General features: G+C 68.6%; 24 protein-coding genes. 12 read left to right on the top strand and 12 right to left on the bottom strand.

All coding sequences use genetic code 11. From position 1 onward, the window contains the following. Positions 1–42 precede the first annotated feature (42 nt). The 3 genes from dnaN to hrcA all read right to left on the bottom strand — a co-directional run bounded on the left by dnaN (position 43) and on the right by hrcA (position 3,151). Positions 43–1,161, bottom strand: coding sequence for a DNA polymerase III subunit beta (gene dnaN, locus DBR10_RS00495; protein ID WP_108504070.1), 1,119 nt, complete (start codon positions 1,159–1,161; stop codon positions 43–45). Between the two features lie 265 nt (positions 1,162–1,426). After that, positions 1,427–2,047 (bottom strand): nucleotide exchange factor GrpE, encoded by a 621-nt coding sequence (gene grpE / locus DBR10_RS00500; protein WP_108504069.1) that lies wholly within the window; start codon positions 2,045–2,047, stop codon positions 1,427–1,429. A 9-nt stretch (positions 2,048–2,056) separates the two neighbouring features. Next, the gene (hrcA, locus tag DBR10_RS00505; RefSeq protein WP_108504068.1) at positions 2,057–3,151 is read right to left on the bottom strand and encodes a heat-inducible transcriptional repressor HrcA; all 1,095 of its coding nucleotides are present in this window, start codon (positions 3,149–3,151) and stop codon (positions 2,057–2,059) included. 133 nt (positions 3,152–3,284) lie between these two features. On the opposite strand from hrcA, the gene rph reads away from it, so the two are divergent. Both rph and DBR10_RS00515 read left to right on the top strand, forming a co-directional pair. Then, a complete protein-coding gene (gene rph / locus DBR10_RS00510) occupies positions 3,285–4,001 on the top strand; it encodes a ribonuclease PH (RefSeq protein WP_108504067.1) in 717 nt (238 codons plus the stop codon). A 130-nt stretch (positions 4,002–4,131) separates the two neighbouring features. Then, positions 4,132–5,109 carry a S1C family serine protease gene (locus DBR10_RS00515; protein ID WP_108504066.1) on the top strand — a complete coding sequence of 326 codons (978 nt, stop codon included), beginning with the start codon at positions 4,132–4,134 and terminating at the stop codon, positions 5,107–5,109. A 293-nt stretch (positions 5,110–5,402) separates the two neighbouring features. Here the strand turns inward: DBR10_RS00515 and DBR10_RS00520 are convergent, their stop codons facing one another. From DBR10_RS00520 to DBR10_RS00530, 4 genes are all read right to left on the bottom strand, one after another. After that, entirely contained in the window at positions 5,403–5,627 is a 225-nt protein-coding gene (locus tag DBR10_RS00520; RefSeq protein WP_108490621.1) for a helix-turn-helix domain-containing protein, read from the bottom strand. Between the two features lie 17 nt (positions 5,628–5,644). Continuing rightward, positions 5,645–6,175, bottom strand: a complete 531-nt coding sequence (locus tag DBR10_RS00525; protein ID WP_108490622.1) for a DUF2975 domain-containing protein — start codon at positions 6,173–6,175, stop codon at positions 5,645–5,647. A gap of 75 nt (positions 6,176–6,250) precedes the next feature. Further along, positions 6,251–6,367, bottom strand: coding sequence for a hypothetical protein (locus DBR10_RS19530; protein WP_233243135.1), 117 nt, complete (start codon positions 6,365–6,367; stop codon positions 6,251–6,253). 142 nt (positions 6,368–6,509) lie between these two features. After that, the gene (locus DBR10_RS00530) at positions 6,510–7,103 is read right to left on the bottom strand and encodes a glutathione S-transferase N-terminal domain-containing protein (protein ID WP_108504065.1); all 594 of its coding nucleotides are present in this window, start codon (positions 7,101–7,103) and stop codon (positions 6,510–6,512) included. A 24-nt stretch (positions 7,104–7,127) separates the two neighbouring features. On the opposite strand from DBR10_RS00530, the gene rdgB reads away from it, so the two are divergent. The 5 genes from rdgB to DBR10_RS00555 are packed head-to-tail and all read left to right on the top strand — an operon-like array spanning position 7,128 to position 10,988. Next, positions 7,128–7,730: an RdgB/HAM1 family non-canonical purine NTP pyrophosphatase gene (rdgB, locus tag DBR10_RS00535; RefSeq protein ID WP_108504064.1), complete on the top strand. Its 603-nt coding sequence runs from the start codon at positions 7,128–7,130 to the stop codon at positions 7,728–7,730. Next, positions 7,723–8,874, top strand: coding sequence for a radical SAM family heme chaperone HemW (hemW, locus tag DBR10_RS00540; protein WP_108504063.1), 1,152 nt, complete (start codon positions 7,723–7,725; stop codon positions 8,872–8,874). The genes rdgB and hemW overlap by 8 nt, the downstream gene beginning before the upstream one ends. A 55-nt stretch (positions 8,875–8,929) precedes the next feature. After that, positions 8,930–9,802: a 16S rRNA (cytidine(1402)-2'-O)-methyltransferase gene (gene rsmI / locus DBR10_RS00545; protein ID WP_108504062.1), complete on the top strand. Its 873-nt coding sequence runs from the start codon at positions 8,930–8,932 to the stop codon at positions 9,800–9,802. After that, the gene (locus DBR10_RS00550; RefSeq protein WP_108504061.1) at positions 9,799–10,176 is read left to right on the top strand and encodes a YraN family protein; all 378 of its coding nucleotides are present in this window, start codon (positions 9,799–9,801) and stop codon (positions 10,174–10,176) included. Before rsmI ends, DBR10_RS00550 begins: the two co-directional genes overlap by 4 nt. Then, positions 10,173–10,988 (top strand): SirB1 family protein, encoded by an 816-nt coding sequence (locus DBR10_RS00555; RefSeq protein ID WP_108504060.1) that lies wholly within the window; start codon positions 10,173–10,175, stop codon positions 10,986–10,988. The genes DBR10_RS00550 and DBR10_RS00555 overlap by 4 nt, the downstream gene beginning before the upstream one ends. A 491-nt stretch (positions 10,989–11,479) precedes the next feature. Here the strand turns inward: DBR10_RS00555 and DBR10_RS00560 are convergent, their stop codons facing one another. Further along, a complete protein-coding gene (locus DBR10_RS00560) occupies positions 11,480–12,451 on the bottom strand; it encodes a LysR family transcriptional regulator (protein ID WP_199223466.1) in 972 nt (323 codons plus the stop codon). A 216-nt stretch (positions 12,452–12,667) separates the two neighbouring features. On the opposite strand from DBR10_RS00560, the gene DBR10_RS00565 reads away from it, so the two are divergent. From DBR10_RS00565 to DBR10_RS00585, 5 genes are all read left to right on the top strand, one after another. Continuing rightward, entirely contained in the window at positions 12,668–13,225 is a 558-nt protein-coding gene (locus tag DBR10_RS00565) for a phosphohydrolase (protein ID WP_108489740.1), read from the top strand. Positions 13,226–14,198: 973 nt separating this feature from the next. Further along, complete coding sequence (gene gshB, locus DBR10_RS00570) at positions 14,199–15,143, top strand: glutathione synthase (RefSeq protein WP_108489749.1); 945 nt, start codon at positions 14,199–14,201, stop codon at positions 15,141–15,143. Between the two features lie 135 nt (positions 15,144–15,278). Beyond that, a complete protein-coding gene (locus DBR10_RS00575; RefSeq protein ID WP_108556075.1) occupies positions 15,279–16,829 on the top strand; it encodes a YifB family Mg chelatase-like AAA ATPase in 1,551 nt (516 codons plus the stop codon). Positions 16,830–16,863: 34 nt separating this feature from the next. Next, entirely contained in the window at positions 16,864–18,411 is a 1,548-nt protein-coding gene (locus tag DBR10_RS00580) for a response regulator (RefSeq protein ID WP_108504059.1), read from the top strand. Between the two features lie 36 nt (positions 18,412–18,447). Next, positions 18,448–20,151, top strand: coding sequence for an AmpG family muropeptide MFS transporter (locus DBR10_RS00585; RefSeq protein WP_108504058.1), 1,704 nt, complete (start codon positions 18,448–18,450; stop codon positions 20,149–20,151). Between the two features lie 156 nt (positions 20,152–20,307). Here DBR10_RS00585 and DBR10_RS00590 read toward each other — a convergent pair whose 3' ends face one another. From DBR10_RS00590 to DBR10_RS00605, 4 genes are all read right to left on the bottom strand, one after another. After that, positions 20,308–21,138 carry a S1 family peptidase gene (locus DBR10_RS00590; protein WP_108556076.1) on the bottom strand — a complete coding sequence of 277 codons (831 nt, stop codon included), beginning with the start codon at positions 21,136–21,138 and terminating at the stop codon, positions 20,308–20,310. Positions 21,139–21,163: 25 nt separating this feature from the next. Continuing rightward, complete coding sequence (locus DBR10_RS00595; RefSeq protein WP_108504057.1) at positions 21,164–21,592, bottom strand: DUF350 domain-containing protein; 429 nt, start codon at positions 21,590–21,592, stop codon at positions 21,164–21,166. A 314-nt stretch (positions 21,593–21,906) separates the two neighbouring features. After that, the gene (gene rlmN, locus DBR10_RS00600; RefSeq protein WP_108504056.1) at positions 21,907–23,112 is read right to left on the bottom strand and encodes a 23S rRNA (adenine(2503)-C(2))-methyltransferase RlmN; all 1,206 of its coding nucleotides are present in this window, start codon (positions 23,110–23,112) and stop codon (positions 21,907–21,909) included. Between the two features lie 105 nt (positions 23,113–23,217). Then, entirely contained in the window at positions 23,218–23,508 is a 291-nt protein-coding gene (locus tag DBR10_RS00605) for a hypothetical protein (RefSeq protein ID WP_108504055.1), read from the bottom strand. Positions 23,509–23,934: the final 426 nt, after the last annotated feature.

Consider the following 23,934-nt stretch of genomic DNA (forward strand, 5'->3'; position numbering starts at 1 on the left):
ACGGGCGCCCGAAGGCGCCCGTCTGGTTTTCGATGATGCGGATCAGACCCGCAGCGGCATCAGCACGTATTTCACGCCGGGATCGGTCGGATCGACCACCAGGGTGGGGCTGGCCGGGTCAGCGAAGCGGAACTCGGCGATCGGGCCGCCGATCTGGCCGCAGACGTCGAGCAGGTAGCGGGCATTGAAGCCGATTTCGAACGGCTCGCCGTCATAGTCGACCTCGACCTCTTCGACGGCCTGGCCGGCTTCCATGTTGCGGACGGTCAGGGTGATGCGGCCGGGCTCGATGGCCAGCTTCACCGAGCGGCTCTTCTCGGCCGAGATGGTGGCGACGCGGTCGACGGCCTTGGCGAACAGGTCGTTGTCCAGCGTCAGGATCTTGCCGTTGTCGCGCGGAATGACGCGCAGATAGTCGGGGAAGGCCCCGTCGATCACCTTGGAGGTCAGGGCGGCGGCCCCGAACTCGAAGCGGACCTTCTGGGCGCTGACCTGCAGGTCGACATGCTCGCCGGCCGATTCCATCAGGCGGCGGGCCTCCTGGATGGTCTTGCGGGGCACGATGATGCCGGGCAGGCCTGCCGCGCCCTCGGGGGCGTCCATCTCGGCCAGGGCCAGGCGGTGACCGTCGGTGGCCACGGCGCGCAGCTTGGTGACGCCGCCGTCATTGACGGTGTGGAGATAGAGGCCGTTCAGATAGTAGCGGGTCTCTTCGGTCGAGATCGCAAAGCGGGTCTTGTCGATCAGCCGCATCAGCTCGTTGGTGTCGACGGCGATCCGGCCCGACAGGCCGTCGCTGCTCATCACCGGGAAGTCGCCGGCCGGCAGGACCGGCAGGTTGAAGCGCGAGCGGCCGGCCTGGATCACCAGACGCGGATCATCGCCGCTGAAGCTGAGCGACACGTCCGAGCCGTCGGGCAGCTTGCGGACGATTTCGTACAGGGTCTGGGCCGGGGCGGTGATCTGGCCGGGGACGTCGATCTGGGCCAGGCCCTCGTCGATGATCTCCATGTCCAGGTCGGTGGCCGAGAAGCTCAGGGTATCGCGATCGGCCGACAGCAGGATGTTCGACAGGATCGGGATCGTGTTGCGGCGTTCAACGACGCTCTGCACATGTCCCAGCGCCTTCAGCAGCGCCGCCCGTTCGATCGTAAGCTTCATAATCAGGTCCAGATCGCGTCGCCGGCGCGGTTGAGTCGCGCGCCCGGCTCCGAAGTGAATGGACGGACGACATTAGCGAAATCGCGCGGTTGGGGAAGAGGGCGGGGCGGCTGGCGGCGGCGAAAAGCAAGGCCGTTGCAAGGAATGGCCCGGCTTTCGCCTCGCCGTCATCCCTGGAACCTCCCCGGGACCGACAGGTCAGCGCGCGCAACGGGATCGGTCCCGGGCCCCGGGCCCGGGATGACGCTTTTGAACGCGCTTGATCTCAGGACTTGATGTCGATCGAGCCACCGGAGTCGCTGGGCGCAGCGCCGTAGGGGTTGGCGGCGGCGGTGGGCGGTTCGGCCGCGCCGGGGGCCGTCGAGCCCTTGGCGGCCACGGCGACCATGGCCGGGCGCACGAGGCGACCCATCAGCTCATAGCCGGCCTGCAGGAGGGCGATCACGCCACCGGCGGCGACCTCGGTCGAGGGCTGCTCCATCACCGCCTGGTGCAGGTGCGGATCGAACTTCTCGCCCTTGGCCGGCTCGATCTTCTTCAGGCCGTTGCGCTCGAAGGCCGCCAGAAGCTCCTTCTCGGTCATCTCGACACCGATGATGTAGTTGGTCACCGCCGGATCCTGCGAGTCGCGCGGGCTCATGGCGGTCGCGCGGGCCAGGTTGTCGGCCGCGCCCAGCAGGTCGCGGGCGAACTTCTGGATCGCATAGGCGCGGGCGTCGTTCATCTCGCGCTCGGCCCGGCGCTTGGTGTTTTCCACGTCGGCGGCATAGCGCAGGGCCTGATCCTTCAGGGCCGCCACTTCCAGCTTCAGCGCCTCGATTTCCTGGGCCGCGTCCTCGCCGTCCTGGATCATGATCTCTTCAACCGGCGCTTGCTCGTCGCTCATCTCGTCGTCCTATCCATCCATCATCCGGCCGAGCACGCGGGCGGTATAGTCCACCAGCGGGATCACCCGGGCATAGTTCAGGCGCGTGGGGCCGATCACCCCGATCGCGCCCAGCACCTTGCGTTGGCCCGTCATATAGGGCGCCGCGATCACGGAGGAACCCGAAAGCGAAAAGAGTCGCGTTTCAGCCCCGATGAAAATGCGTACGCCCTGGGCTTCGCGCACATCATCCAGCAGGCCGATCAGCTGGCCCTTCTGCTCGAGATCGTCAAACAGCATGCGCACCCGCTCGAGATCCTCGCGGGCCCCGGTCTCCCTGAGGCCGTCGCCGAGCAGGTTGGCCTGACCCCGCACGATCAGGGCGCGGGCATCGCCCTCGCCACCGCCCCAGGCGGCCAGGCCGTCCTCGACCAAACGCGCCGTGGTCTCGTCCAGTTGCCGCCGGGCCATCTCAAGCTCGGCCCGGACCTCGTCCTTGGCCTCGCTGAGGGTCCGGCCGCGCAGGCGGGCATTGAGGAAGTTGGAGGCTTCCTGGAAGGCCGAAGGGGTCATGCCGGGGGCCCGCTTCATCAGCCGGTTCTCGACCGTGCCGTCCTCGAAGACCATCACCGCCAGGGCCTGGTCGCCGCCCAGGGCCACGAACTCGACATGCTTGACCCCGCCCTCGCGGACGGGCGTGACCACGATGCTGGCCCCGCCGGCCAGGCCCGACAGGATCGAGCCGGCCTCGGCCAGGGCCTCCTCCAACGAGCGTCCGCGGGCGAACAGCCGGGCCTCGATGGCACGCCGCTCGTCTTCACCCACATCGCCGACTTCCAGGAAGCCGTCGACGAACATCCGCAGCCCGGCATGGGTGGGAATGCGTCCGGCGCTGGTGTGGGGGGCATCCAGCAGTCCCAGCTGGGCCAGGTCCTGCATGGTGTTGCGGATCGAGGCCGGCGACAGGGGCGTGCCGCCACGCGACAGGGGGCCGCCGCGCGACAGGGTCCGGGAGCCGACCGGCTCGCCGGTTTCCAGATAGGCCTCGACCACCCGACGGAAGATGTCTCGGGCCCGGGCATCCAGCTCGGTCAGGCCGGGTGTGCGACCGAACAACTGCGTCATGGTGGACCGTCAGAAACCTCGCGCGGGTTCAAAAAAGGCCGGGTGCTCTTCCAAGTTCCCGTATCCCGGAGGATAAGCGGCCCCACCCTGCATTCAAAGCCCTTACACCCTTTCTCGAAACCCGGAGTCTCCCATGCGTCCCTCAAGCCGCGCCCCCGACCAGTTGCGCGCCGTCACGCTGGAGACCGGGGTCAACCGCTATGCCGAGGGCTCGTGCCTGATCGGCTTTGGCCACACCAAGGTTCTGGTCACCGCCACGGTTGAAGAAAACGTCCCCGGCTGGATGCGCAACAAGGGCGCCGGCTGGGTCACGGCCGAGTACGGCATGCTGCCGCGCGCCACCCACACCCGCGGCCGTCGCGAGGCCGCCACCGGCAAGCAGACCGGCCGCACCCAGGAAATCCAGCGCCTGATCGGCCGCTCGCTGCGCGCCGTCGTCGACCTGAAGGCCCTTGGCGAACGCCAGATCACCCTCGACTGCGACGTCGTCCAGGCCGACGGCGGCACCCGCACGGCCGCGATCACCGGGGCTTGGGTGGCCCTGCGGCTGGCGACGCAGTACCTGCTGGACGAAGGCGTGCTGAAGACCGACCCGATCGTCGGCCAGGTGGCGGCCGTGTCCTGCGGCGTGTTCAACAATGTCCCGGTGCTGGACCTCGACTATGAGGAAGACAGCAATGCCGAGGCCGACAGCAATTTCGTCCTGACCCAGGGCGGCGACATCGTCGAGATCCAGGCCACCGGCGAAAAGCGCGGCTTCAGCCGGGCCGAGTTCGAAGCCCTCTACGGCCTGGCCGACAAGGGCATCAACGAGCTGTTCGCCTTCCAGAAGGCCGCCATCGGGCGCTGATACCCCGAGCGGCTCGCCCGGTAACTGCGCACAGGGGCGTTGCGATCGGCCAAACGGCCGCCGTGACGCCCTGTCCTCTTGCCGCCGGGGCGGCGGGGCCCCAGATTCGTCCCTCGAGAGGAGATCGCACGTGGCGACACCGTTCCAGGGATACGAAGTCGAGGCCCGCCTGCGGCCGTCCGCCGAAGCCTATGGCTTCGACCTGGACCGCGTTCTGGCGGCCGTCGTCGCGCTTGAGGCGCAGGTCCCGGACGACGCCTATACGGCAGGCATTCTCGGCACCGAGCGTCTCGGCAATGGCGTCGTCGTCAGCCCCACGGGGCTGGTCCTGACCATGGCCTATCTGATCACCGAGGCGCGTGAGGTGATCCTGACCCTGAACGACGGTCGCCGCGTCCCGGCCCACGTCCTCGGGTTTGATTCGCGCACCGGCCTGGGTCTGGTCCAGGCCCTGGAGCCGCTCAATCTGCCGGTGATGCCGATCGGAACCTCGCAGGGCCTGATCGGCGGGGCCGGGGTGATCGTGGCCGGGGCCGGCGGACGGTCCCATGCCGCAGCGGGCCAGGTCCTGACCCGGATGCCCTTTGCCGGCTACTGGGAGTTCCTGCTCGACGAGGCCATCATGGCCGAGCCGGCCCACCCGCACTGGAGTGGCGCGGCCCTGATCGGGCCCAAGGGCGATCTTGTCGGACTCGGCTATCTGAGCCTGGAAACCCGCTCTGCCGACGGCAGGGCCAAGCCGATCAACATGTTCGTGCCGGCGGACCTGCTGCCCCCGATCCTGGATGATCTGGCGCGCGGCCGGCCGCCCCATGCGCCGCGTCCCTGGCTGGGTGTCTTTGCCCAGGAGATCGAAAACCATGTCGTGGTCGTCGGGGTCTCGCCCAAGGGGCCGGCGGCGCGGGCCGAGCTGAAGCCGGGTGACGTGATCCTGGCCGTGGCCGGACGACCGGTCGCCACCCTCGCCGAGTTCTACAGCCGCCTGTGGGCCCAGGGTCCGGCAGGCGCGACCATCCCGCTGCGGCTTCTGCGCGAGCATGACAGCTTCGAGGTCGAGATTCGCTCAATGGACCGCGCCACCCTGCTGCAGAAGCCGAGGCTGAACTAGGTCGGGCTTTCCGGCACCGTTTCCCGGTCCGGCGCGGGACGATTAAACCCTATTGGCGGCCGGAACGTGCGAGGGTGCAAAGGTCCGCCGTGTCCCCGTGACCGGCGGCGATCCTGCCCGACGGCGTCCCGCCAGGCCGGTCAGGATCCTGGAACCACGCGCCATGAAAGAGACCAAGGGCAAGTCCAAGAAGCAGGCCCCGCCCAAGCCCAACGCCTCCAACCCCAGCGTGAAGGGCGAGATGGCGACCCTGTTCAAGAAGAAATAGGCCGACGGCCGGCCGCGGCGGCGGCTCAGTCGTCGCTGTCGGGCGGGCCGCTTTCGAAGGTCAAAAGATCGCCCGGCTGGCAGTCCAGCTCACGGCACAGCGCATCCAGGGTCGAGAACCGGACGGCCCGGGCTTTTCCGGTCTTGAGGATCGACAGGTTGGCGATCGTGACGCCGACGCGATCCGATAGTTCGGTCAGGGACATGCGGCGTTCCAGCAGCACGCGGTCGAGATTGACCCGGACGGGCATGGCAGGATTCTCCGCAGTCAGATGGTGAGTTCGGCTTCACGGCGAAGGCGGGCACCCTCGCGGAAGACTTCGGCCAGGACGAAGACCACCAGGACCGAGAACCAGGCAGTCAGTGTGAAAGAGACCTTGCTGTCGCTCGACGGGGCCAGCCAGTGGGACATGGCCGTATAGATGTAGCGCCCGATCTCCAGACCGCCCAGGATCAGGCCGATCATCCGCAGGCGCAGTACGTTGTCGGGGTGGAAGGGATCGCCCGCCGTCAGGGTGCCGAAGATCCGCCGCAGGCGTTCGACGATCAGCATCCAGCCGCCCATCATCAGGGCCCAGGCCCCGAGGGCGCTGGCGAACAGCGGGCCGTTGCGGCTTACCGACTCGACGGCGTCGCTGATCGGTACCAGGCGGGCCAGCAGGTCCGGGTTGAAGCTGAACAGCAGGGCGATCAGCGTGAAGATCGACAGCAGGCTGACGAAGATCCAGAGACCGACATAGATGACGTCGAGAATGATCTTCAGAAAGCTCGAAACCGAGCCGGGCCCCAAGGCGCGCATGGCTGTTTCCCCCGCCCTCCCCAGGGCGCAAAACGAGGTCGCGCGCGCGGCGCGGCCTTCAGTCCCCTCTATAGCCTAGAGCGTCTGCACCACGAAGGTGATCGCCGAGACCGGCAGGCCCACGATGAGGGCAGCGGTGATCGAGGCCATGATGACCTTGTCGGCGATGCGGAAGAACTTCGAGACAGCCATGGGGGTGGGTCCATTGAGGTGGCTGGGCGACAGCCGGAGAGTCGGCTGCGTCCATGGCCTAGAGATAGAACCCGATTCCGGTTTCGCCAATGTTGATTATCGACAAACGATATTAAACTTTTGCAATCATGGCCGATCGGCCTCAGGTCAGTTGCGCGGAAGTCACAGCGACCGACTCGCGGCGGGCGACGACCTCGAACCAGGCCGACAGGGTCGGACGCCCTTCGCGCCAGTCGACGACGGCCCGGGCATCGAAATAGGCCAGCTGGGCCGCCGCAGAGATCTCGCCGATCTCGAAGCGGGCGGCCGTGAGGGCCTCGGCCTCCAGGCTGTCGAGCCCTGCCACGATGGCGCGCAGCTGGCGATCGATCAGCTCGGCGCGCTGGTCGTCGGCTGGACGCAGGCGTTCGCGGACCACGGCCACAGCCGCCGAGCCCATGCCGTCGGTCAGGGCCTGCAGCCGCAGGGCGCGGCGGCGGGCGGCCCCGGCGGCGGGGATCAGGCCGGCGCCACCCTCGGCGTCGAGGTGGTCGCAGATCACGGCCGAGTCATAGAGGATCTCGCCGTCGTCCAGCACCAGGGTCGGCACCTGGCAAAGCGGGTTCAGGGCCCGCAGGGCCTCGTCGGCAAAGGGGCTGGCGGTCTCCAGCGTGATCCGGTCGGAGAGGCCGTTTTCGTGGGCGACGATGCGAACCTTGCGCGCAAAAGGCGACAGGGCGGAGTAGAAGAGCCGCATGGAGTTTTCCTCAAGGAGCCGCGCATGGCGCTGAAACTGGAGCCGGGCCTCAAGCTTGTGGCCGCGACACACAATCCTGGCAAGGTGCCCGAGATCGCCGCCCTGCTGGACGGCCGGTTCGAGATCGTCACCGCCGGTCAGCTGGGCCTGCCGGAACCTGATGAGACCGAAACCACCTTCGTCGGCAATGCCCTGCTCAAGGCCCGCCATGCCGCCGACCTGTCGGGGCTGGTGGCCCTGGCCGACGATTCCGGCCTGTCGGTGGCGGCCCTCGGCGGCGCGCCGGGCGTCTATTCGGCCCGCTGGGCCGGCCCCGGCAAGGATTTCGCCCTGGCCATGGCCAAGGTCGAGGAACGCCTCGACGAGACCGGATCCACTGACCGCTCGGCCTGGTTCACCTCGGCCCTGGCCGTCGCCTGGCCGCATGGTCCGGCGGTGGTGGTGCAGGGCGAGGTCCATGGCCAGCTGGCCTTCCCGCCGCGCGGCAGCCGGGGCTTCGGCTATGATCCGATCTTCCAGCCCGACGGTCATCAGCTGACCTTCGGCGAGATGGACCCGGCCGCCAAGGATGCGATGAGCCACCGGGCCCGGGCCTTCGAAAAGCTGAAGGCGGCCCTGTTTGACTGAGCCGGGACCGCCGCTGGGGGTCTACATCCACTGGCCCTACTGCGCCCGGATCTGTCCCTATTGCGACTTCAACGTCGTGCGCGACCGGGGGCGGACCGCCGAGCAGCAGGACCTGGCCGATGCCATCGTCGCCGACCTGACTGCCCAGCGGGCCCGCACCGGGCCGCGAACCCTGCTGTCGATCTTCTTCGGTGGCGGCACGCCCTCGCTGATGGACCCCGTCCAGGTGGCCCGGGTGATCGCCACGGCGGGGGCCCTCTGGACGCCTGCCCCGGATCTGGAGATCAGCCTCGAGGCCAATCCCACCGATGCCGAGGCCGGGCGCTTCGAGGCCCTGGCGGCGGCGGGGGTGGCGCGGCTGTCGCTTGGGGTCCAGTCCCTGCAGGACGAGGCCCTGGTGCAGCTGGGCCGCAACCACGACGCCGGCTCGGCCCGCAGGGCCCTGGCGCTGGCGGCGCGGGTCTTTCCCCGGCTGTCGGTCGACCTGATCTATGCCCGGCCCGGCCAGTCCGACCGCGACTGGCGCGACGAGCTGGACGCGGTCCTCGCCTTCGCGCCCGAGCATGTCTCGCCCTACCAGCTGACCATCGAGGCCGGCACGGCCTTTGACCGGGCGGTCGGGCGCGGCAGGCTGGTGGTGCCGGACGAGGACCTGGCCACCACCCTGTTCGAGACCACCCAGGCCGTGCTCGAGGGCGCGGGCTTCGAGGCCTATGAGGTGTCCAACCACGCTCGCGGCGAGGCGGCCCGCTCGCGCCACAACCTCGTCTACTGGCGGGGCCATGACTATGTCGGTGTCGGGCCCGGCGCGCACGGGCGCCTTACCCTCTCCGGCGGCCGCATCGCCACCACGGCCCACCGCAAGATCGCCGACTATGTCGCCGCCGTGCGGGAGAGCGGCGTCGGCTTCGAGGCCGAAGCCCTGAGCTCGGTCGAGGCGGCCGAGGAGCGGCTGCTGCTGGGCCTGCGCATCGACGCCGGCGTGGCCTTTGACGAGGTGGCCGTTCTGGGCCTGGCACCCGGGGCCGCCAAGGTGCGCCGCCATGTCGAGCTGGGGCTTCTGGCCGACGATCCGTCGCATCTGCGCGCCACCCGCGCGGGCCGTCTGGTGCTGGACCGGCTGACAGGCGCGCTCGCGACCTGATAGGAGTGGTCCTCAACGTTTCGTTGCGCGGCCCCGCGCAGAAAGTTTCGCACCCTTGAGCCGTCTGCCCGATCCGCCCCCGCTGTCTGACGCCCCGCTCGCCCCGGGGCTCTATCTGGTGGCGACGCCGATCGGAAACCTGCGCGACATCACCCTGCGGGCGCTGGATGTGCTGAACGCCTGCGACCTGCTGCTGGCCGAGGACACCCGGGTGTCGGGCAAGCTTCTGGCCGCCTACCAGATCTCCAAGCGGCTCGAGCGCTATGACGAGCACGTCGCCGACCGCGCCACGCCGCGCATTCTCGAGCGGCTGGAGGCCGGCGAGCGGGTCGCCCTAGTCTCGGACGCCGGCACGCCGATGGTCTCCGACCCCGGCTATCGTCTCGCCAAGGAAGCCATCGCCGCCGGCCATGCCGTCTATCCGATCCCCGGGGCCTCGGCGGCCCTGGCGGCCCTGACCCTGGCCGGCCTGCCGACCGACCGCTTCCTGTTCGCCGGCTTTCCGCCGCCTAAGAGCGCCGCCCGCAAGACCTTCTTCGAGGAGCTGGCCCCGGTGCGCGCCACCCTGATCTTCTATGAGGGGGCCTCGCGGGTCGCCGACAGCCTGGCCGACATGGCCGCCGTCTTCGGTCCGCGCGAGGCGGCCGTGGCCCGCGAACTGACCAAGCTCTACGAGACCTGCATCCGCGGTCCTCTGGACGTTCTGGCCGCCGATCCGCGCTTCGAAAGCCCCAAGGGCGAGATCGTCATCCTGGTCGGGCCCGGCTCGGAAAAGCCGGTCCAGGCCGGCGATGCCGAGAGCGCCCTGCGCGAGGCCATGGCCCGCCTGCCGCTGGGCGAAGCGGCCTCGGAAGTCGCCAAGGCGCTGGGCCTGCCGCGCCGCGACCTCTACCGCCAGGCCCTGGCTCTGAAGGACGGGGCCAAATGACCGCCCTTCGCCAGGCAAGGGGTGCCGCTGCGCGGCAATCCGGCCGCCGCGCCGAGGTGCTGGCGGCCGCCTGGCTGATGCTGAAGGGCTATCGCATCCTGGGCTTTCGACTGGTCACCCCGCTGGGCGAGATCGACCTGCTGGCCCAGCGCGGCCGGGTTCTGGCCGTGGTCGAGGTCAAGCGTCGGACGACGCTGGAGGCGGCTCTCGACGCCGTCACCGCCGAGCAGCGCCGGCGTCTGCGGCGGGCGGCGGCCCATCTGGTCGCCCATCGCCGGGGTCTGAAGGACATCGCGGTCCGGCTCGACCTGATCGCCCTGGCCCCCGGCCGCCGTCCGCGCCATCTTCGCGATGCCTGGCAGGAGGGATCATGACCCGCGAGGAGGCTGAAGCGATCCTGATCCGGGCCGGCGAGGGGGCTGACGCCGACTTTCCGCTGTTCGAGGCCGCACTGGCCTGCGCCGTCCATGAAAATCCCGACCGCAATCCCGGCCCGGCCGAGGCCCTGGCCCAGGAGGCGGCCGAGCGGCTGATCGAGCGGCTGAAGTCCGAGTCGCCTGAGGAGGCCGTGGCCGAGGCCCTCGCCGGCGACCTGCGCCTGAACGGCGACGTCCTGACCTATGACCATCCCGACAATGCCGACGTCATCGCCATCGCCGAGCGCCGCAAGGGCCTGCCGGTCGCGCTGGGGGTCTTCTACCTGCATGCCGCGCGGCAGGCCAAGGTCGCCCTGGCCGGGGTCGACTTCCCGGGCCACTTCCTGCTGCGCATCGAGACCGAGGAGGGCCCGCTGGCGCTCGACCCGTTCAGCGAGGGGCGGGTGGTCCTGCCGTCGGAGCTGTCACGGCGGGCCCTGCGGACCGGCCTGATGCCCGATGTGGCGGCGCGGCTGGAGCTGCTGATGGCCCCGGTTCCCGACCGCGCCGTGCTGATCCGTCTGCAGAACAACATCTTCGCCCGCGCCCAGCAGGCCCGCGACTGGCCCCGCGCCGAGCGCTCGGCCCTGCGGCGGGCGCTCCTGAATCCCGCCGACCACCGGCCATGGCTGGACGTGGCGGCGGCGCGCGAGGGCCAGGGCGCCCTGGCGGGGGCCCTGCAGGCCCTGACCCGCGCCCAGATCCTCGACGGCGGCGCCGCCATCGCCGCCCGGGCGGCGCGGGAGCGGGTGCGGCTGCGGCTGAACTAGGGAGTGGTGGCTCAAACCATTCCCTCTCTCTTCGAGAGAGGGAGGGGCCTGTCCCGGCGAAGGCCGGGATGGGAGGGTGAGAGGTTTCACCGCTGGCTGAAAAAGCCCGTTGTTACAGCCTTTTGACCATGAGGCGTCTGCGGCGGGCTGCCGGTGCCGGTTTGCTGTCAGCCGGTGATCTCCAGATGATCAGGCGTCGGGGTTCTGCGAAGGTCCGGTTTCGGGCGGCGGGCTGATTTCTGGTTGCGACCCAAATCGGAAGTCCACCAAACCGAGCCTCCCGGCCCAGTCTGACATATTGCGCGTCTTTGAATGGCCCGCCGTCGGACGTCAGGGCCTCCTCGCAACAAGACCGCGCTCGGGCGAACGAAGTCAAATCGTCTAGGCTTGCAACATTAGAATAATTCAACAGCGGGCGATGCAGCGCGTCAGGTGTGCAGCCTCAAACCTGTGCAAGTTGCGACTTGGCACTTTCAGCCCAGCTTTCAGGCTTATGGAGGTGGCGCTGGCGCGAAGCCGGGCGTCTTCACAGCGACGACTATTGGTGCTTCCGATCTAAAGGCTTCCACCAAGAGGCTGCGCGCTAGCGCCACACGCGGATGGCGCAGCGAGTACCGGGCCCAGACAAGGTGGAATGGATTACGCGGAACCGAAACTGGAGCCGGTATCTCGACGAGAATGCCCGCTTCACGTTCGGCGCGCGTAAGGTAGCCCGGCAAGACTGACCAGCCGAGGCCCGCGCAAAGCGCTGACCGCAGCACCCAGAGATCCGGCGCAGTGATCCTAGGCAGCCGCGCAAGCTCAATCCCGTTCTCATCAAGCCATGTGCGTACGAGCGGCCGGTCGAGGTCGTATGCAAGATGTGAAACCTGATCGAGGCCTTCGGCCAGCGAGAATTCGGCGATACGCTCGGCGACCGCTGCCGAGGCGACCGCTAGCAAACGTTCTTCACCCAGAATTTCAGATGCAAGCCGCAGGTCGTCAGGCTGTGACGCAGTGATCGCTAGATGAACCTTATCGTCCAGCAACATGCTGTAGAGTGCTTCACGTCCTCCTATGTGAAGCCGCAGATCAAGTCCTGCATCCAATAATGGACCGAGCCGCGGCGTAATCATCTCACCCAAAAGATCTGACGGTGCAGCAATATGCACCGTCCCGGACATGCGCGACGAGCGTGCCCTGGCTGTAGCCAACGCTGTTTCTGCCACGTCGAGGCTTCCGCCGATCGACGCTGCCAGATCGTCGGCGATTGCGGTGGGCCTTACGCCACGAGAGTGGCGGTCGAATAGCGGATGGCCAAGCTGCGCTTCCAGCGAGGCCATGTGCTGGGAAGCTGCTGGCTGAGTGATTCCGATCGCACGCGCTGCCTCGCTCAAGGATCGGTGGCGGTACACCTCTACGAAGGTGCGAAGCTGTATCAAGGACATTTCCGTTCCATAAACCTCCTTATGAGCCGTCGCCATTCCTCTTTGATTTTATGATGCCCAAACTTGCGTATGTGTTTCGTCACCACGGAGCGAACAGATGCACGAGCGAGGCGAAGTATTGGTGGGGCTAACCGCCATGATTGCGGGGATCACCCTTTCGCCTGCCTTGTTTGTTCGTTCGCGCCGATCTCAAAGACCAGTCCGGGCAATTGCGTCAACCGTACCTGCCTGGACCTGCACGGAGGATTTTCGATGATCCAACCAATCGTCTCCGACCCAACAGTCGAACGGTATTTGCCGATGGTTGCAGAAGCGGTGGGCCCCGATCTCGCCGCGTACCGCAACCACATCTACCGAGTACTGAGCTACGCGTCGCATTTTCTCGGCGATGATCCGCGGGGACGCGAACACATTGGCTTCGCGTTGGTGTTCCATGACGTGGGCATGTGGACCGACCACGAATTGGCCTACTTGGAGCCGTCGGAGGCACTGGCCGAACGCGTCCGGGCGCAACACGCGTCGCATCTCAACCCTACACTGGTCGCCGATATCATTCACTGGCATCACAAAGTGCTACCATTCAACGGATCTGACGCCGCCGTAGTTAACGCGGCGCGGAAGGGCGACTGGATTGATGCGAGCATGGGTGTGGTGCGTCACGGCGTTTCTCGCCAAGACGTGGCGGCACTCGAGGCAGCAATCCCGGTCTTGGGCTTCCCTGATGTGCTATTGCGTCTCGCGAAAGATTTACATCAAGGAAGCCGACTGCTTGGTCTCTGCCGGGTTATCTCGCGAGTCTACAAACTTTAACAACACCTAGGCCCGAGTGGGTTCGCCATTCAAGATTTGGTGCCATTCTGCAAATGCATGATGCTTGGCGTATCAGAAAGGATTCTCGGATGGAGAGACCGCGACTGTGGAAACGTACAGGAAGCTATTGACATCCTGAAGCCTGTTGCTCGGCGCTGAGCCTAACGTCGGCGGCCTTGAAATCACTATCCGCCCTTCTCAGACCTCAGTCGCTTCCGCTTTTCGGTATCTCGTGGCGTGACAGACCTGACCGGTCTACTGGCGCTGGCCGTCCAGTCGGTAGGCGTCTTCAGGAGGGAGGATGGCCCCGCTCCATTCTGACAGGATGAAACCTCTCACCCTCAAATCCCGGCCTTCGCCGGGACAGGTCCCGCCCTCTCTCTTTGAGAGAGGGACTTGGTCAGGGCGTCCGCTCGCCACCCTTCTCAGACGTCAGCAGCGTCCGCTTTTCGGCCTCTCGTGGCTTGGCGGACGTGATCGTTCGAATGGCACCGGCCGTCCTGGCGGTTGGAGTCCTCAGGAGGAGAGGCTGGCCGTGAGATGTATGGATGGCTCCCTTCGGCGCGAAGGTGGGCTTGCGCCCATCCCATAAATCGCCGTCATCCCGTGGCTTGTCCACGGGACCCATGGTTCCGTTGCACCGTGAGCAACCGGCGATCATCCGACCGTGAAGCCGACAAATGGGTCCCGTGGACAAGCCACGGGATGACGGGAGTATGGGGATTAAGGGCACGGTCTCCGGGTTCGCCCCGGCCGCTTCGCGCCTCCCCCCTGACTTCAGCGAGCAGTCGCGTGAGGGCGAGAGCCCGTGTCCGCCAGACTTGCCTCCTACGGACCGCTTCGCGGTCGTCTTCCCCCGCAGGGGGAAGATGGGACCAACTCACCCCTCGCATTCCCTTCGCCGCAGCCTTAACTAGGCTCTCGCGGCGCGGGATGGTCCTAACCCCGGCGCCAAGCTGATCCGGAGTCGTCCATGTCGTTGAGAGTCGCCGTCCAGATGGATCCCGTCCTGGGGATCAATATCGACACCGACACCACCTTCCTGATGATGATGGAAGCCCAGAGCCGGGGGCACCGGCTGTGGGTCTATACGCCTGACAAGCTGTCGCTCGAGGATGGCCGGGTGTTTGCCCGGGCCCAGCCGCTGGTGCTGACGGCGGTCAAGGGGGCCCATGCCCAGCTGGGCGAGACGGTCGTGCTGGACATGAAGGACGATGTCGACGTGGTGCTGATGCGCCAGGATCCGCCGTTCGACATGGCCTATATCACCGCCACCCACTTCCTCGAGAAGGTCCACCCGCACACCCTGGTGGTCAATAATCCGGCCGAGGTGCGCAATGCGCCCGAGAAGCTGTTCGTCACCGACTTCCCCGGCGTGCAGCCGCCGACCCTGATCACCTCGGACTATGAGGCGATCTATGATTTCCGGGCCCGGCACGGCGACATCGTGCTGAAGCCACTCTATGGCGGCGGCGGCTCGGGCGTGGCGCGGCTGCTGGCCGACGATCCCAACCTGGATGCCCTGCTGGAGCTGCACGCCCTGATCGGTCGCGAGCAGGTCATCGCCCAGAAGTTCGTGCCGGCCGTCAGCAAGGGCGACAAGCGTATCCTGCTGGTCGACGGCGAGCCGGTGGGCGCGATCAACCGCGTGCCGGCGGCGGGTCAGGTGCGCTCCAACCTGCGGGTCGGCGGCCGGGCCGAGGCGGTCGAGCTGACCCCCCGCGATCTGGAGCTGTGCGCCATCATCGCGCCCGAGCTCAAGCGCCGGGGGCTTTTGTTCGTGGGTATCGACGTGATCGGCGAGTATCTGACCGAGATCAACGTGACCTCGCCGACCGGGGCCCAGCAGCTGAAGCGGTTCAGCGGCATAGACGCCGCCGCCGTGCTCTGGGATCGCATCGCAGAGCTTCGCGCCTGAGCCTTCTGACGGGCTGAAAGACTGAAACGGGCGGCCGAGGCCCGGCTTTTCCCGAAACGTTCATTTTTTGTTCTTGCTCTACCCCGGCTTGCATGGTTCGCTTGTGGATAACTCCAATCGATCCATGAGGCGGACATGGCCGCGAAGGTGGTCACGGTGGCGTTCGAGGGCGTCGAGGCGCGCCGCGTCGATGTCGAGGTGCAGCTGACCAACGGTCAGAACAACTTCGTCATCGTGGGCCTGGCCGACAAGGGCGTCGCCGAGAGCCGGGAGCGGGTGCGCGGCGCCTTTGCGGGTCTGGGGCTGTCGCTGCCGGGCAAGCGCATCGTGGCCAATCTGGCCCCGGCCGACATGCCCAAAGAGGGGGCCCATTTCGACCTGCCGATCGCTCTGGCGGTAATGGTGGCGCTGGGGGTGATCCCGCTGGACGCCCTCGACGGCTGGGCCGCCATGGGCGAGCTGTCGCTGGACGGACGGATCGTGCCCGCCGCCGGAGCCCTGCCGGCGGCCATGGCGGCCGGGGCCATGGGTCTGGGCCTGATCTGTCCCGAGGCCAGCGGTCCCGAGGCCGCCTGGGCCGGTGGCACCCGCATCCTGGCGCCCCGGTCGCTGGTGGCCCTGATCAACCACTTTCGCGGCAGCCAGGTGCTGTCGGCCCCGGCCCCCGGTCCGGTTCTGGAGGGCGAGCGGGTCAAGGACCTGCGCGACGTCAAGGGCCAGGAGCATGCCAAGCGGGCGCTCGAGATCGCCGCCGCCGGCGGCCACAACCTTCTGTTCTGCGGCCCGCCGGGCTCGGGCAAGTCGATGCTGGCCCAGCGCCTGCCGGGCCTGCTGCCGCCCCTGACCTCGGCCGAGCTGCTGGAGACCTCGATGGTCCATTCCGTGGCGGGGCTGATCGCCCGAGGGGCCCTGACCCGGGCCCGGCCGTTTCGCAGCCCGCACCACAGCGCCAGCATGGCGGCCCTGACCGGCGGCGGGCACCGGGCCAAGCCCGGCGAGGTGTCGCTGGCCCATAACGGCGTGCTGTTCCTGGACGAGCTGCCGGAGTTCGGGGTCCAGGCCCTGGACAGCCTGCGCGCTCCGCTGGAAACCGGCGAGGTGATGGTGGCGCGGGCCAATGCCCATGTCCGCTATCCGGCCCGCGTGCAGCTGGTCGCGGCCATGAACCCCTGCCGCTGCGGTCATGGCGGGGCCGGGCGCGGGGCCTGCGGCAAGGCGCCCCGCTGCCAGAAGGACTATCAGGGCCGCGTCTCGGGGCCGCTCATCGACCGGATCGATCTGGCGGTCGACATGCCCGCCGTGACCGCCGCTGACCTCGCCCTGCCGCCGCCGGTCGAGGGCTCGGCCGAGGTCGCCGTCCGCGTCGCCCGGGCCCGGGCCCTGCAGGTGGCGCGGGCCGAGGCGGAGGGCAGTCCCGACACCCTGAACGGCCGGGCCGAGGGGGCGTTTCTGGAGACGATCGCCGATCTCGACGAGGCCGGGCGCAGCCTGCTGGCCCGGGCCGCAGAGGCCGGACGGATCAGTGCCCGGGGCTGGACACGGGTGCTGCGGCTGGCCCGCACGATCGCCGATCTGGAGGATGCAGGCGCGGTGCGCCGGATCCATGTCGCCGAGGCCCTGGCCCACCGTCGCACGGCCGCGACCGGCGAGCCGGAGGGTCTTTCCAGTGGGCAACCGGTGTTTTGACCGGGTGTTAAGCCGCGTCCCCTAGGGTGAGCCCATGACCGATACGCGCCCCACCGGTGTTACGCCCGAACAGCTGGCCACCCTGAGCCACGAGTTTCGCACGCCCCTGAACGGTGTGCTGGGCATGGCCCGGCTGCTGGAGGGCACCCGCCTGACCGGCGAGCAGCGCGCCTATGTCACCGCCCTGCGCGAGAGCGGTGACCACCTGCTGTCCCTGGTCAATGACGTGCTCGATTTTGCCCGGCTCGGCGCCACGGACATCGCGCTGAGCCTGGCCCCGGTGCATGTCGGCGACCTGCTGCGCCAGGTGGCTGAACTGATGAGCCCTCGGGCCCACGAGAAGGGCATCGAGATCGCCTGGGCCGTAGCCCAGGACGTGCCGATCCTGTTTGCCGACGAGGGCCGGCTGCGGCAGATCCTGCTGAACTATGCCGGCAATGCCGTGAAGTTCACCGAGACCGGCGGCGTGCTGCTGTCGGCCGGAGTCTCCGGGGCCGGCCGGGTGCGGTTCACGGTCACCGATACCGGGCCAGGCGTTGCGCCGGAGGCCCGCGCCAAGATCTTCCAGGCCTTTGTCCAGACCGACATCACCCATCGCACCCAGCTGGGCGGGGCAGGCCTGGGCCTGGCCATCGTCACGCGTCTGGCCCGGGCCATGAACGGCGAGGCCGGGGTCGGGGGCGAGGTCGGGCAGGGCGCCGACTTCTGGTTCGAGGCCCCGTTCGAGACGGTGTCTGACGCGACCCTGGACCGCTCGCTGGCCGGGCATGCCGTCGGCGTGGCCTCGCCCAATGCCATCGTCCGGGCCGCAACCCTGCGCCAGATCCAGGCCGCCGGCGGACGGGCCTTCGTCGCCGATGACGTGGCCGGCGTCGTGGCGGCCGCGCCGCTGGACGCGGTGCTGCTGATCGACGCCGCCCTGGCCGGACCGCGCCGGTCGCTGCGGCCGCCGGTGGGCCGACGGGCGGTGGTCCTGCTGACGCCCGACCAGCGCGGTCGCATCGACCGCCTGCGGGCGGCCGGTTTCAGCGGCTATCTGATCAAGCCCCTCCGGGCGGCCTCGATCGTCGCCCAGGTGCTGCAGGCCAATGCCCAGACGCCAGCCCCGGCCGGGCGTCCCGTCGAGGACGACCGCATCGCGGCGGCCTCGGCCCCCGGCGTGCGGGTGCTATTGGCCGAGGACAATCCGATCAACGCCCTGCTGGCCCGCACCCTGCTGGAACGCGAGGGCTGCAAGGTCGACCGTGTGGCCGACGGCGAGCAGGCCGTCGCGGCCCTGTCCAGCGACAGCTATGACCTGATCCTGATGGACCTGCGCATGCCTGGCATGAGCGGGCTCGACGCGGCCCAGACCCTGCGCGCCCAGGGCATCACCGCCCCGATCGTCGCCCTGACGGCCGATGCCTTCGACGAGGACCGCCGGGCCTGCCTGGCGGCGGGTATGAACGACTTCCTCGTCAAGCCGCTGACGCATGGATCGCTGCGCGAAGTGCTCAGCCGCTGGACGGGTCGCCCGGGCGAGGCCGCCGAGCCGGCCTCCGGCTGGACGAAATCCCCGACGCGCGCCAAGGTCGCCGGCTAAGGGCGGGGCTTTCCCCGCCAGGGGAAAAGCCGCCGCATGACCGCTCCGACCGCCGCACCGCCGAAGAAGACGCTGCTGCAGACCCTGGCCTTTTTCGGCGAGCGTCGCAGCCTGGTGATGCTGGGCCTCGGCTTCGCCTCGGGCCTGCCCTACATGCTGATCTTCGACACCCTGTCGCTGTGGCTGCGGGATGCGGGCCTGTCGCTGGCGGTGATCGGCTTCTTCAGCCTGGCGACCCTGTCGTTCTCGTTCAAGTTCCTGTGGGCCCCGTTGATTGACCGCACGAAGGTGCCGGTCCTGCACGGCCTGGTCGGCCACCGGCGGGCCTGGATGCTGGTCTGCCAGGCGGTGATCATCGCCGGCCTGCTGCTGATCTCGGGCATCAATCCGGCCACCAACCTGCCCCTGATGGCGGCCGTGGCCGTGATCGTCGGCTTCGCCACCGCCAGCCAGGACATCGTCATCGACGCCTGGCGGATCGAGGTGGTCGACACCGACCGCCAGGGCCAGATGGCGGTGGCCGTGCAATGGGGCTATCGCGGGGCGATGATCATGGCCGGCGCGGTGCCGCTGCTGCTGGCCGAGCGCTTCGGCTGGAACATCTCCTATCTGGCCATGGCCGCCGCCATGTCGGTCGGCGTGGTCTCGACCCTGCTGGCCCCGCGCGAGGCGGCCCATGCGATCCGGCCCATTCACACCGACGGCGTCACCCAGCCTCGCGCCCTCGAGATCGGCGAGTGGCTGCTGCGGCTGGCCATCCTGCTGGTCGGAGCCCTGCTGGTCGGCTCGGGTCTGTCGGGCGATGCCAGCCTGCTTTCGGGCTTTGTCGGCGGCGAGGCCCTGGAGGCGGCCTGGAAGGCCAAGCCCAACGGCATCTGGCTGCAACTGGTCGGGGTGCTGGCCGGTCTGGGCGTGATCGTCGTCGCCGCCTGGCCGATCCCGAAACTGCCGACCAAGCCGGGGGTCTATCTGTCGACCGCGCTCTATGCGCCGCTGAAGGAGTTCCTGACCCGCTTTTCGGGCGTCGCCGGCCTGATCCTGGCGACCATCTGCGTCTACCGGGTCTCGGACTTCGTGCTCAACATCATGAACCCGTTCTACCGCGACATGGGCTTCTCGCTCACCGAGATCGCCGAGATCCGCAAGGTGTTCGGCATCGTCGCCTCGATGGCCGGGGTCTTTCTCGGCGGCGTGGTGGTGGCGCGGCTGGGCCTGATGCGGGCCCTGATCGTCGGGGCCTTCGCCCAGCCGATCAGCAACCTGGTCTTCGCCTGGCTGGCGATGAGCGGCCACAATACCGGGGTGCTGCTTGCGGCCATCTGCATCGACAACCTGGCCGGCGGCGTCGCCGGAACGGCCCTGATCGCCTACATGTCGAGCCTGACCACGGCCGGGTTCACGGCCACGCAGTATGCCCTGTTCTCGTCGCTGTACGCCCTGCCGGGCAAGCTGCTGGCCTCGCAGTCCGGCCGTATCGTCGAGGCCTCGGCCGTGGCGGCGGAAGCCGGCGGACCGATCGGTGCGCTGAAGGCCCTGTTCACCCGCCTGCCGCCGGAGAGCTTCACCGCCGCCGGGGCCAAGCTGGGGGTCAGCGCCCCGGCCATGGCGGCGGGCTATACGGCGTTTTTCCTCTACACGGCCCTGATCGGCCTCGTGGCCATCGCCCTGTCGTTCCTGGTCGCGGCGCGGCAGGGCGAGATCGGCAAGGCGGCAGACACGGCAGAGGCCGAAACGACCTAACCGTCTGCCTACCCAAACCTTGTCATCCCGGCCGTACCCCGGCGGAAGTCGGGGGGAGAGCCGGGACCCAGGGGCCAATGCCGCGCGGTTGCCCCTGGGTCCCGGACAGCCTCTGCGAGGCTTCCGGGATGACATGATTATGGAGCGTTGAAGGGATCAAACCCCCAGACACACCACCTGGGCCACCCGCAGGTCGCGGCGCAGGCCGTCGGCGACGCGGCCGTAGTTGTCGGTGGTGATCGCCTCGCCCATGGCGCTCTCGGCCCCGTGACGGCGGCGGGGGCCCAGCAGGGTCTTCAGGGTCTCGGGCGCGGTGGTGTAGATGCGGCCCCGGCGGGGGCTTTCGGCGACCGTGACGCCGATCACCCGCCCGGCCCCGTCGAGGGCCGGGGCGCCGGACAGGCCGGCCAGGGTGCCCTTCAGCCCGTCGGTGCGACCGACCTCGGCCCAGACCAGCACCGGCTCGGTCCGCGCCCCGCGACCATGCACGACGAGGTTTTCACGACCCAGCAGGCGCGAGGCGGCCTCGCCCGGATGGCCCTGCGGGAAGCCCGGATGATAGGCCCGCGCCCCGCGGCGCAGCGGCTCGCTCAGGCCCAGCGGCACCGACGGCGCGCCGCCCTCGGTGGTCAGGATGGCGGCATCGGCGCGCGGATCGATGGTGATGCGGGCCGCGACACCCCGGCCGTCGGCCACGACGATCGCTGCCGACCTGCAGCCGTCGACCACGTGGCGGGCCGTCAGCCAGGTGCCGTCATCGCTGATCGAGAAGGCCGTGCCCGAGCCCGGCTCGGCCTTGTCGGGCACCTGGACGACGATCGAGGGGTCGAACGGCGAGGCCGGGCCCAGCGGCAGGCCTTCCTCGCCGGGCACCGGCGGCGGCGGCGGCGGGGCGTCGGAGCGCTCCTGACGGCCGACGGCAACCACCAGCAGGGCGCTGACGGCGACCGCATAGACCAGCCAGTCGGGAAGCTTGGGGAAATGCACGGGACTGCGCCCTCGGCTTTCCGGATCAGCCGGCCACGGCGGCGGCGAGGATCAGGGCGGTGGCCAGCTTGGCCCCGACCAGCAGGGCGGCGGCGGCGACCTCGCCCTCATGGATGCGCTCGGGCAGGCCCTGCAGCACCATGTCGGTAACGCGGAACACCAGCAGCTGCACGGCGATGGTGGCCGCGCCCCAGATGACGATCTCGATCACCGAGGTCGAGGCCATCAGCGACACCGCCAGCGGAATGGCCAGACCCACCATGACGCCGCCCAGCGACAGGGCGGCGGCCGAATTGCCCTCGCGGATCAGCTTGATCTCGCGGTGCGGGGTGAGCATCGCATAGAGGGTGGTACCGATGATCAGCATGATCAGGGTGACCCCGGCATGGAGCAGGGTGACCGGAAAGCCCGTGGCGAAGGCCTGAACCTCAGGCGATTGAAGCTGCGACGGCATGAACGCGATAACCCCCGGACCGGAAACGGCACAGACTCACTAACACGGCTCGGCGAGGCTTGCGTAGGGGGCTCGCGTCAGAGGGGGGCGGATGCCATGCGGTGTTCAGCAGTCGGGCTGAAAACTCTGCCTTCCTGGGCCCTGTGCCCAGGACCCATGGGATCAGGAACCGCTGAACCGAACCTCAGGCCTGGGCGCGTCCGCCGAAAAGACTTTCATTTTCAGAGCCTGCCGCCGGCCATGGGTCCTGGGCACAGGGCCCAGGAAGACAGCGCTTTGTTCAGCCCCCTTCTCCCGCAAGGGGAGAAGCGGCCTCAGACCCCCTCGTCGTCCTCGTCGTCTAGCACGCCGGCCATGGCGGCCATCGACAGCTTGCGCATCGCCGAGGCGCGGACCTTTTCGCTCTCGCTCTTCAGCTGGCCGCAGGCGGCGAGGATGTCGCGGCCGCGCGGAGTGCGGATCGGCGAGGAATAGCCGGCCTTGTTGACGATGGCCGCAAAGGCCTCGATCGCCGCCCAGTCCGAGCACTGATAGTCGCTGCCCGGCCACGGATTGAACGGGATCAGGTTGATCTTGGCCGGGATGCCCTTGATCAGCTTGATCAGTGCGCGGGCCTCGGCCGGGCTGTCATTGACGCCCTTCAGCATCACATATTCGAAGGTCACCCGCCGGGCATTGCTGATCCCCGGATAGGCGCGGATGCCCGCCATCAGCTGCTCGAGCGGATACTTCTTGTTCAGCGGCACCAGCACGTCACGCAGGGCGTCGTTGGTGGCGTGCAGGCTGATGGCCAGCATGGCCTGGGTCTTCTCGCCCAGGGCCTGCAGCTGCGGCACGACGCCCGAGGTCGAGACGGTGATCCGCCGCCGCGAAATGCCGATGCCCTCATTGTCGCTGATGATCTCGATGGCGTCGGCGACGCTGCCCAGATTGTACAGCGGCTCGCCCATGCCCATGAAGACGATGTTGCTCAGCAGCCGGTCGTCCTTGTCGGATGGCCATTCGAGGAGGTCGTCCTTGGCGATCTGCACCTGGGCGACGATCTCGGCGGCGGTCAGGTTGCGCACCAGGGCCTGGGTGCCGGTGTGGCAGAAGCTGCAGTTCAGGGTGCAGCCCACCTGGCTGGACACGCACAGAGCGCCCGAGCGGCCGACCGAGGGAATATAGACGGTCTCGACCTCGATGCCGGGGGCCATGCGGATCAGCCACTTGCGGGTGCCGTCCTGCGACACCTGCCGCTCGACCACTTCGGGCCGGGCGATGGTGAAGGCCTCGGCAAGCCGAGCCCGCGTTTCCTTGGCCACGTCGGTCATCAACGTAAAGTCGGTGACGCCGCGATGATGCATCCAGCGAAACACCTGGGTGGCCCGCATCCGCGCCTTGCCGTGCTCGGCCGCGCCGGACTCGACCAGGGCGTCCATCAGCTGGGCGCGGGTCAGGCCCGACAGGTTGACGGGCGGCTTGGCGGCCGGGGCGGCGTCAGCACGGGCGACGCGCGACAGATCAAGGGTGACGCTCAAGGGGCGGTCCGGGGGCAGGAGAGATGTGAGGATCGAGGCGGAGATATAGCAGAGGCCGGGACTTTCTCCAAAAGTCCCGGCCGGTGGTGGTGGCTGAGGGGTGCCCTAGCCCAGATCTTCCATCTCGGGGCCGGCAGCCCCCGACGACAGCCGCGCCGTCAGACGGGCCCGGACGTCGTCGGGTACGGGATCGTAGGTGTCGATCAGATTGAGTTTCGACTTCAGCAGGTTGTAGCGGATCCGCAGCATCAGCTCGTCGCTGGCGACCCGTTCGAACGCCGCCAGCTCGGCCTTGAGCTGCTGCGGCGTCATCTCGCCGCTGGACGGGAAGGGGATCACCTTGTCGTCCGGGGTGGACGGCCCGCCGGGCGGCGGAGGGGCTCTGAATCGGCTCATGGACGGATCTCCGGGGGATGAGGGGTGAACGGCGCGCCCGCCGGGCATCAGGCACGGGGTCGCGACGACCGCCGACGATGCGCCGGCGGGGGGAGGGGAGGCGGCGGAGCGTCCGGGCCAGGCCCGGAGGAAGGGATAGAGGGAACCGTTTCGGCCGGGGCCGGAGCGCTCCGCGTGACCGATTTTCCGGTGAGCCCTCGGGGCGCGGGGTTTTAACCCGCTCCCGACAGAGGCCCCCGACGGGCGGAGACTTGGCGTTCTCCGGACCGCCCGGGCGATTTCAGCCCGGGCCTGTTGCGCGTCGCCGGCGGGGCCGGGCCGTCCGACGGCGGGTTGGTGACCGGTTTTTCCCGGCGAGACCCTCAGGGGGACTTACACGCCTCGAACCGGTCCCCGCCGGGGACGACACCGACACCGGCCGACGGG

The sequence above is a fragment of the Caulobacter sp. HMWF025 genome (genome assembly GCF_003060965.1).
GTDB lineage: Bacteria > Pseudomonadota > Alphaproteobacteria > Caulobacterales > Caulobacteraceae > Caulobacter.

What these genes read in the sequence shown, in the direction of transcription:
- rph (WP_108504067.1), top strand. Translation starts at nt 3,285, where the DNA reads ATGCGTCCCTCAAGCCGCGCCCCCGACCAGTTGCGCGCCGTCACGCTG.
- gshB (WP_108489749.1), top strand. Translation starts at nt 14,199, where the DNA reads ATGTCGTTGAGAGTCGCCGTCCAGATGGATCCCGTCCTGGGGATCAAT.
- DBR10_RS00560 (WP_199223466.1), bottom strand. Translation starts at nt 12,451, where the DNA reads ATGGCGACGGCTCATAAGGAGGTTTATGGAACGGAAATGTCCTTGATA.
- DBR10_RS00575 (WP_108556075.1), top strand. Translation starts at nt 15,279, where the DNA reads ATGGCCGCGAAGGTGGTCACGGTGGCGTTCGAGGGCGTCGAGGCGCGC.
- DBR10_RS00525 (WP_108490622.1), bottom strand. Translation starts at nt 6,175, where the DNA reads ATGCGCGCCTTGGGGCCCGGCTCGGTTTCGAGCTTTCTGAAGATCATT.
- DBR10_RS19530 (WP_233243135.1), bottom strand. Translation starts at nt 6,367, where the DNA reads ATGGCTGTCTCGAAGTTCTTCCGCATCGCCGACAAGGTCATCATGGCC.
- hrcA (WP_108504068.1), bottom strand. Translation starts at nt 3,151, where the DNA reads ATGACGCAGTTGTTCGGTCGCACACCCGGCCTGACCGAGCTGGATGCC.
- DBR10_RS00585 (WP_108504058.1), top strand. Translation starts at nt 18,448, where the DNA reads ATGACCGCTCCGACCGCCGCACCGCCGAAGAAGACGCTGCTGCAGACC.
- DBR10_RS00530 (WP_108504065.1), bottom strand. Translation starts at nt 7,103, where the DNA reads ATGCGGCTCTTCTACTCCGCCCTGTCGCCTTTTGCGCGCAAGGTTCGC.
- grpE (WP_108504069.1), bottom strand. Translation starts at nt 2,047, where the DNA reads ATGAGCGACGAGCAAGCGCCGGTTGAAGAGATCATGATCCAGGACGGC.
- DBR10_RS00550 (WP_108504061.1), top strand. Translation starts at nt 9,799, where the DNA reads ATGACCGCCCTTCGCCAGGCAAGGGGTGCCGCTGCGCGGCAATCCGGC.
- dnaN (WP_108504070.1), bottom strand. Translation starts at nt 1,161, where the DNA reads ATGAAGCTTACGATCGAACGGGCGGCGCTGCTGAAGGCGCTGGGACAT.
- DBR10_RS00520 (WP_108490621.1), bottom strand. Translation starts at nt 5,627, where the DNA reads ATGCCCGTCCGGGTCAATCTCGACCGCGTGCTGCTGGAACGCCGCATG.
- DBR10_RS00595 (WP_108504057.1), bottom strand. Translation starts at nt 21,592, where the DNA reads ATGCCGTCGCAGCTTCAATCGCCTGAGGTTCAGGCCTTCGCCACGGGC.
- DBR10_RS00580 (WP_108504059.1), top strand. Translation starts at nt 16,864, where the DNA reads ATGACCGATACGCGCCCCACCGGTGTTACGCCCGAACAGCTGGCCACC.
- DBR10_RS00555 (WP_108504060.1), top strand. Translation starts at nt 10,173, where the DNA reads ATGACCCGCGAGGAGGCTGAAGCGATCCTGATCCGGGCCGGCGAGGGG.
- DBR10_RS00605 (WP_108504055.1), bottom strand. Translation starts at nt 23,508, where the DNA reads ATGAGCCGATTCAGAGCCCCTCCGCCGCCCGGCGGGCCGTCCACCCCG.
- rdgB (WP_108504064.1), top strand. Translation starts at nt 7,128, where the DNA reads ATGGCGCTGAAACTGGAGCCGGGCCTCAAGCTTGTGGCCGCGACACAC.
- DBR10_RS00565 (WP_108489740.1), top strand. Translation starts at nt 12,668, where the DNA reads ATGATCCAACCAATCGTCTCCGACCCAACAGTCGAACGGTATTTGCCG.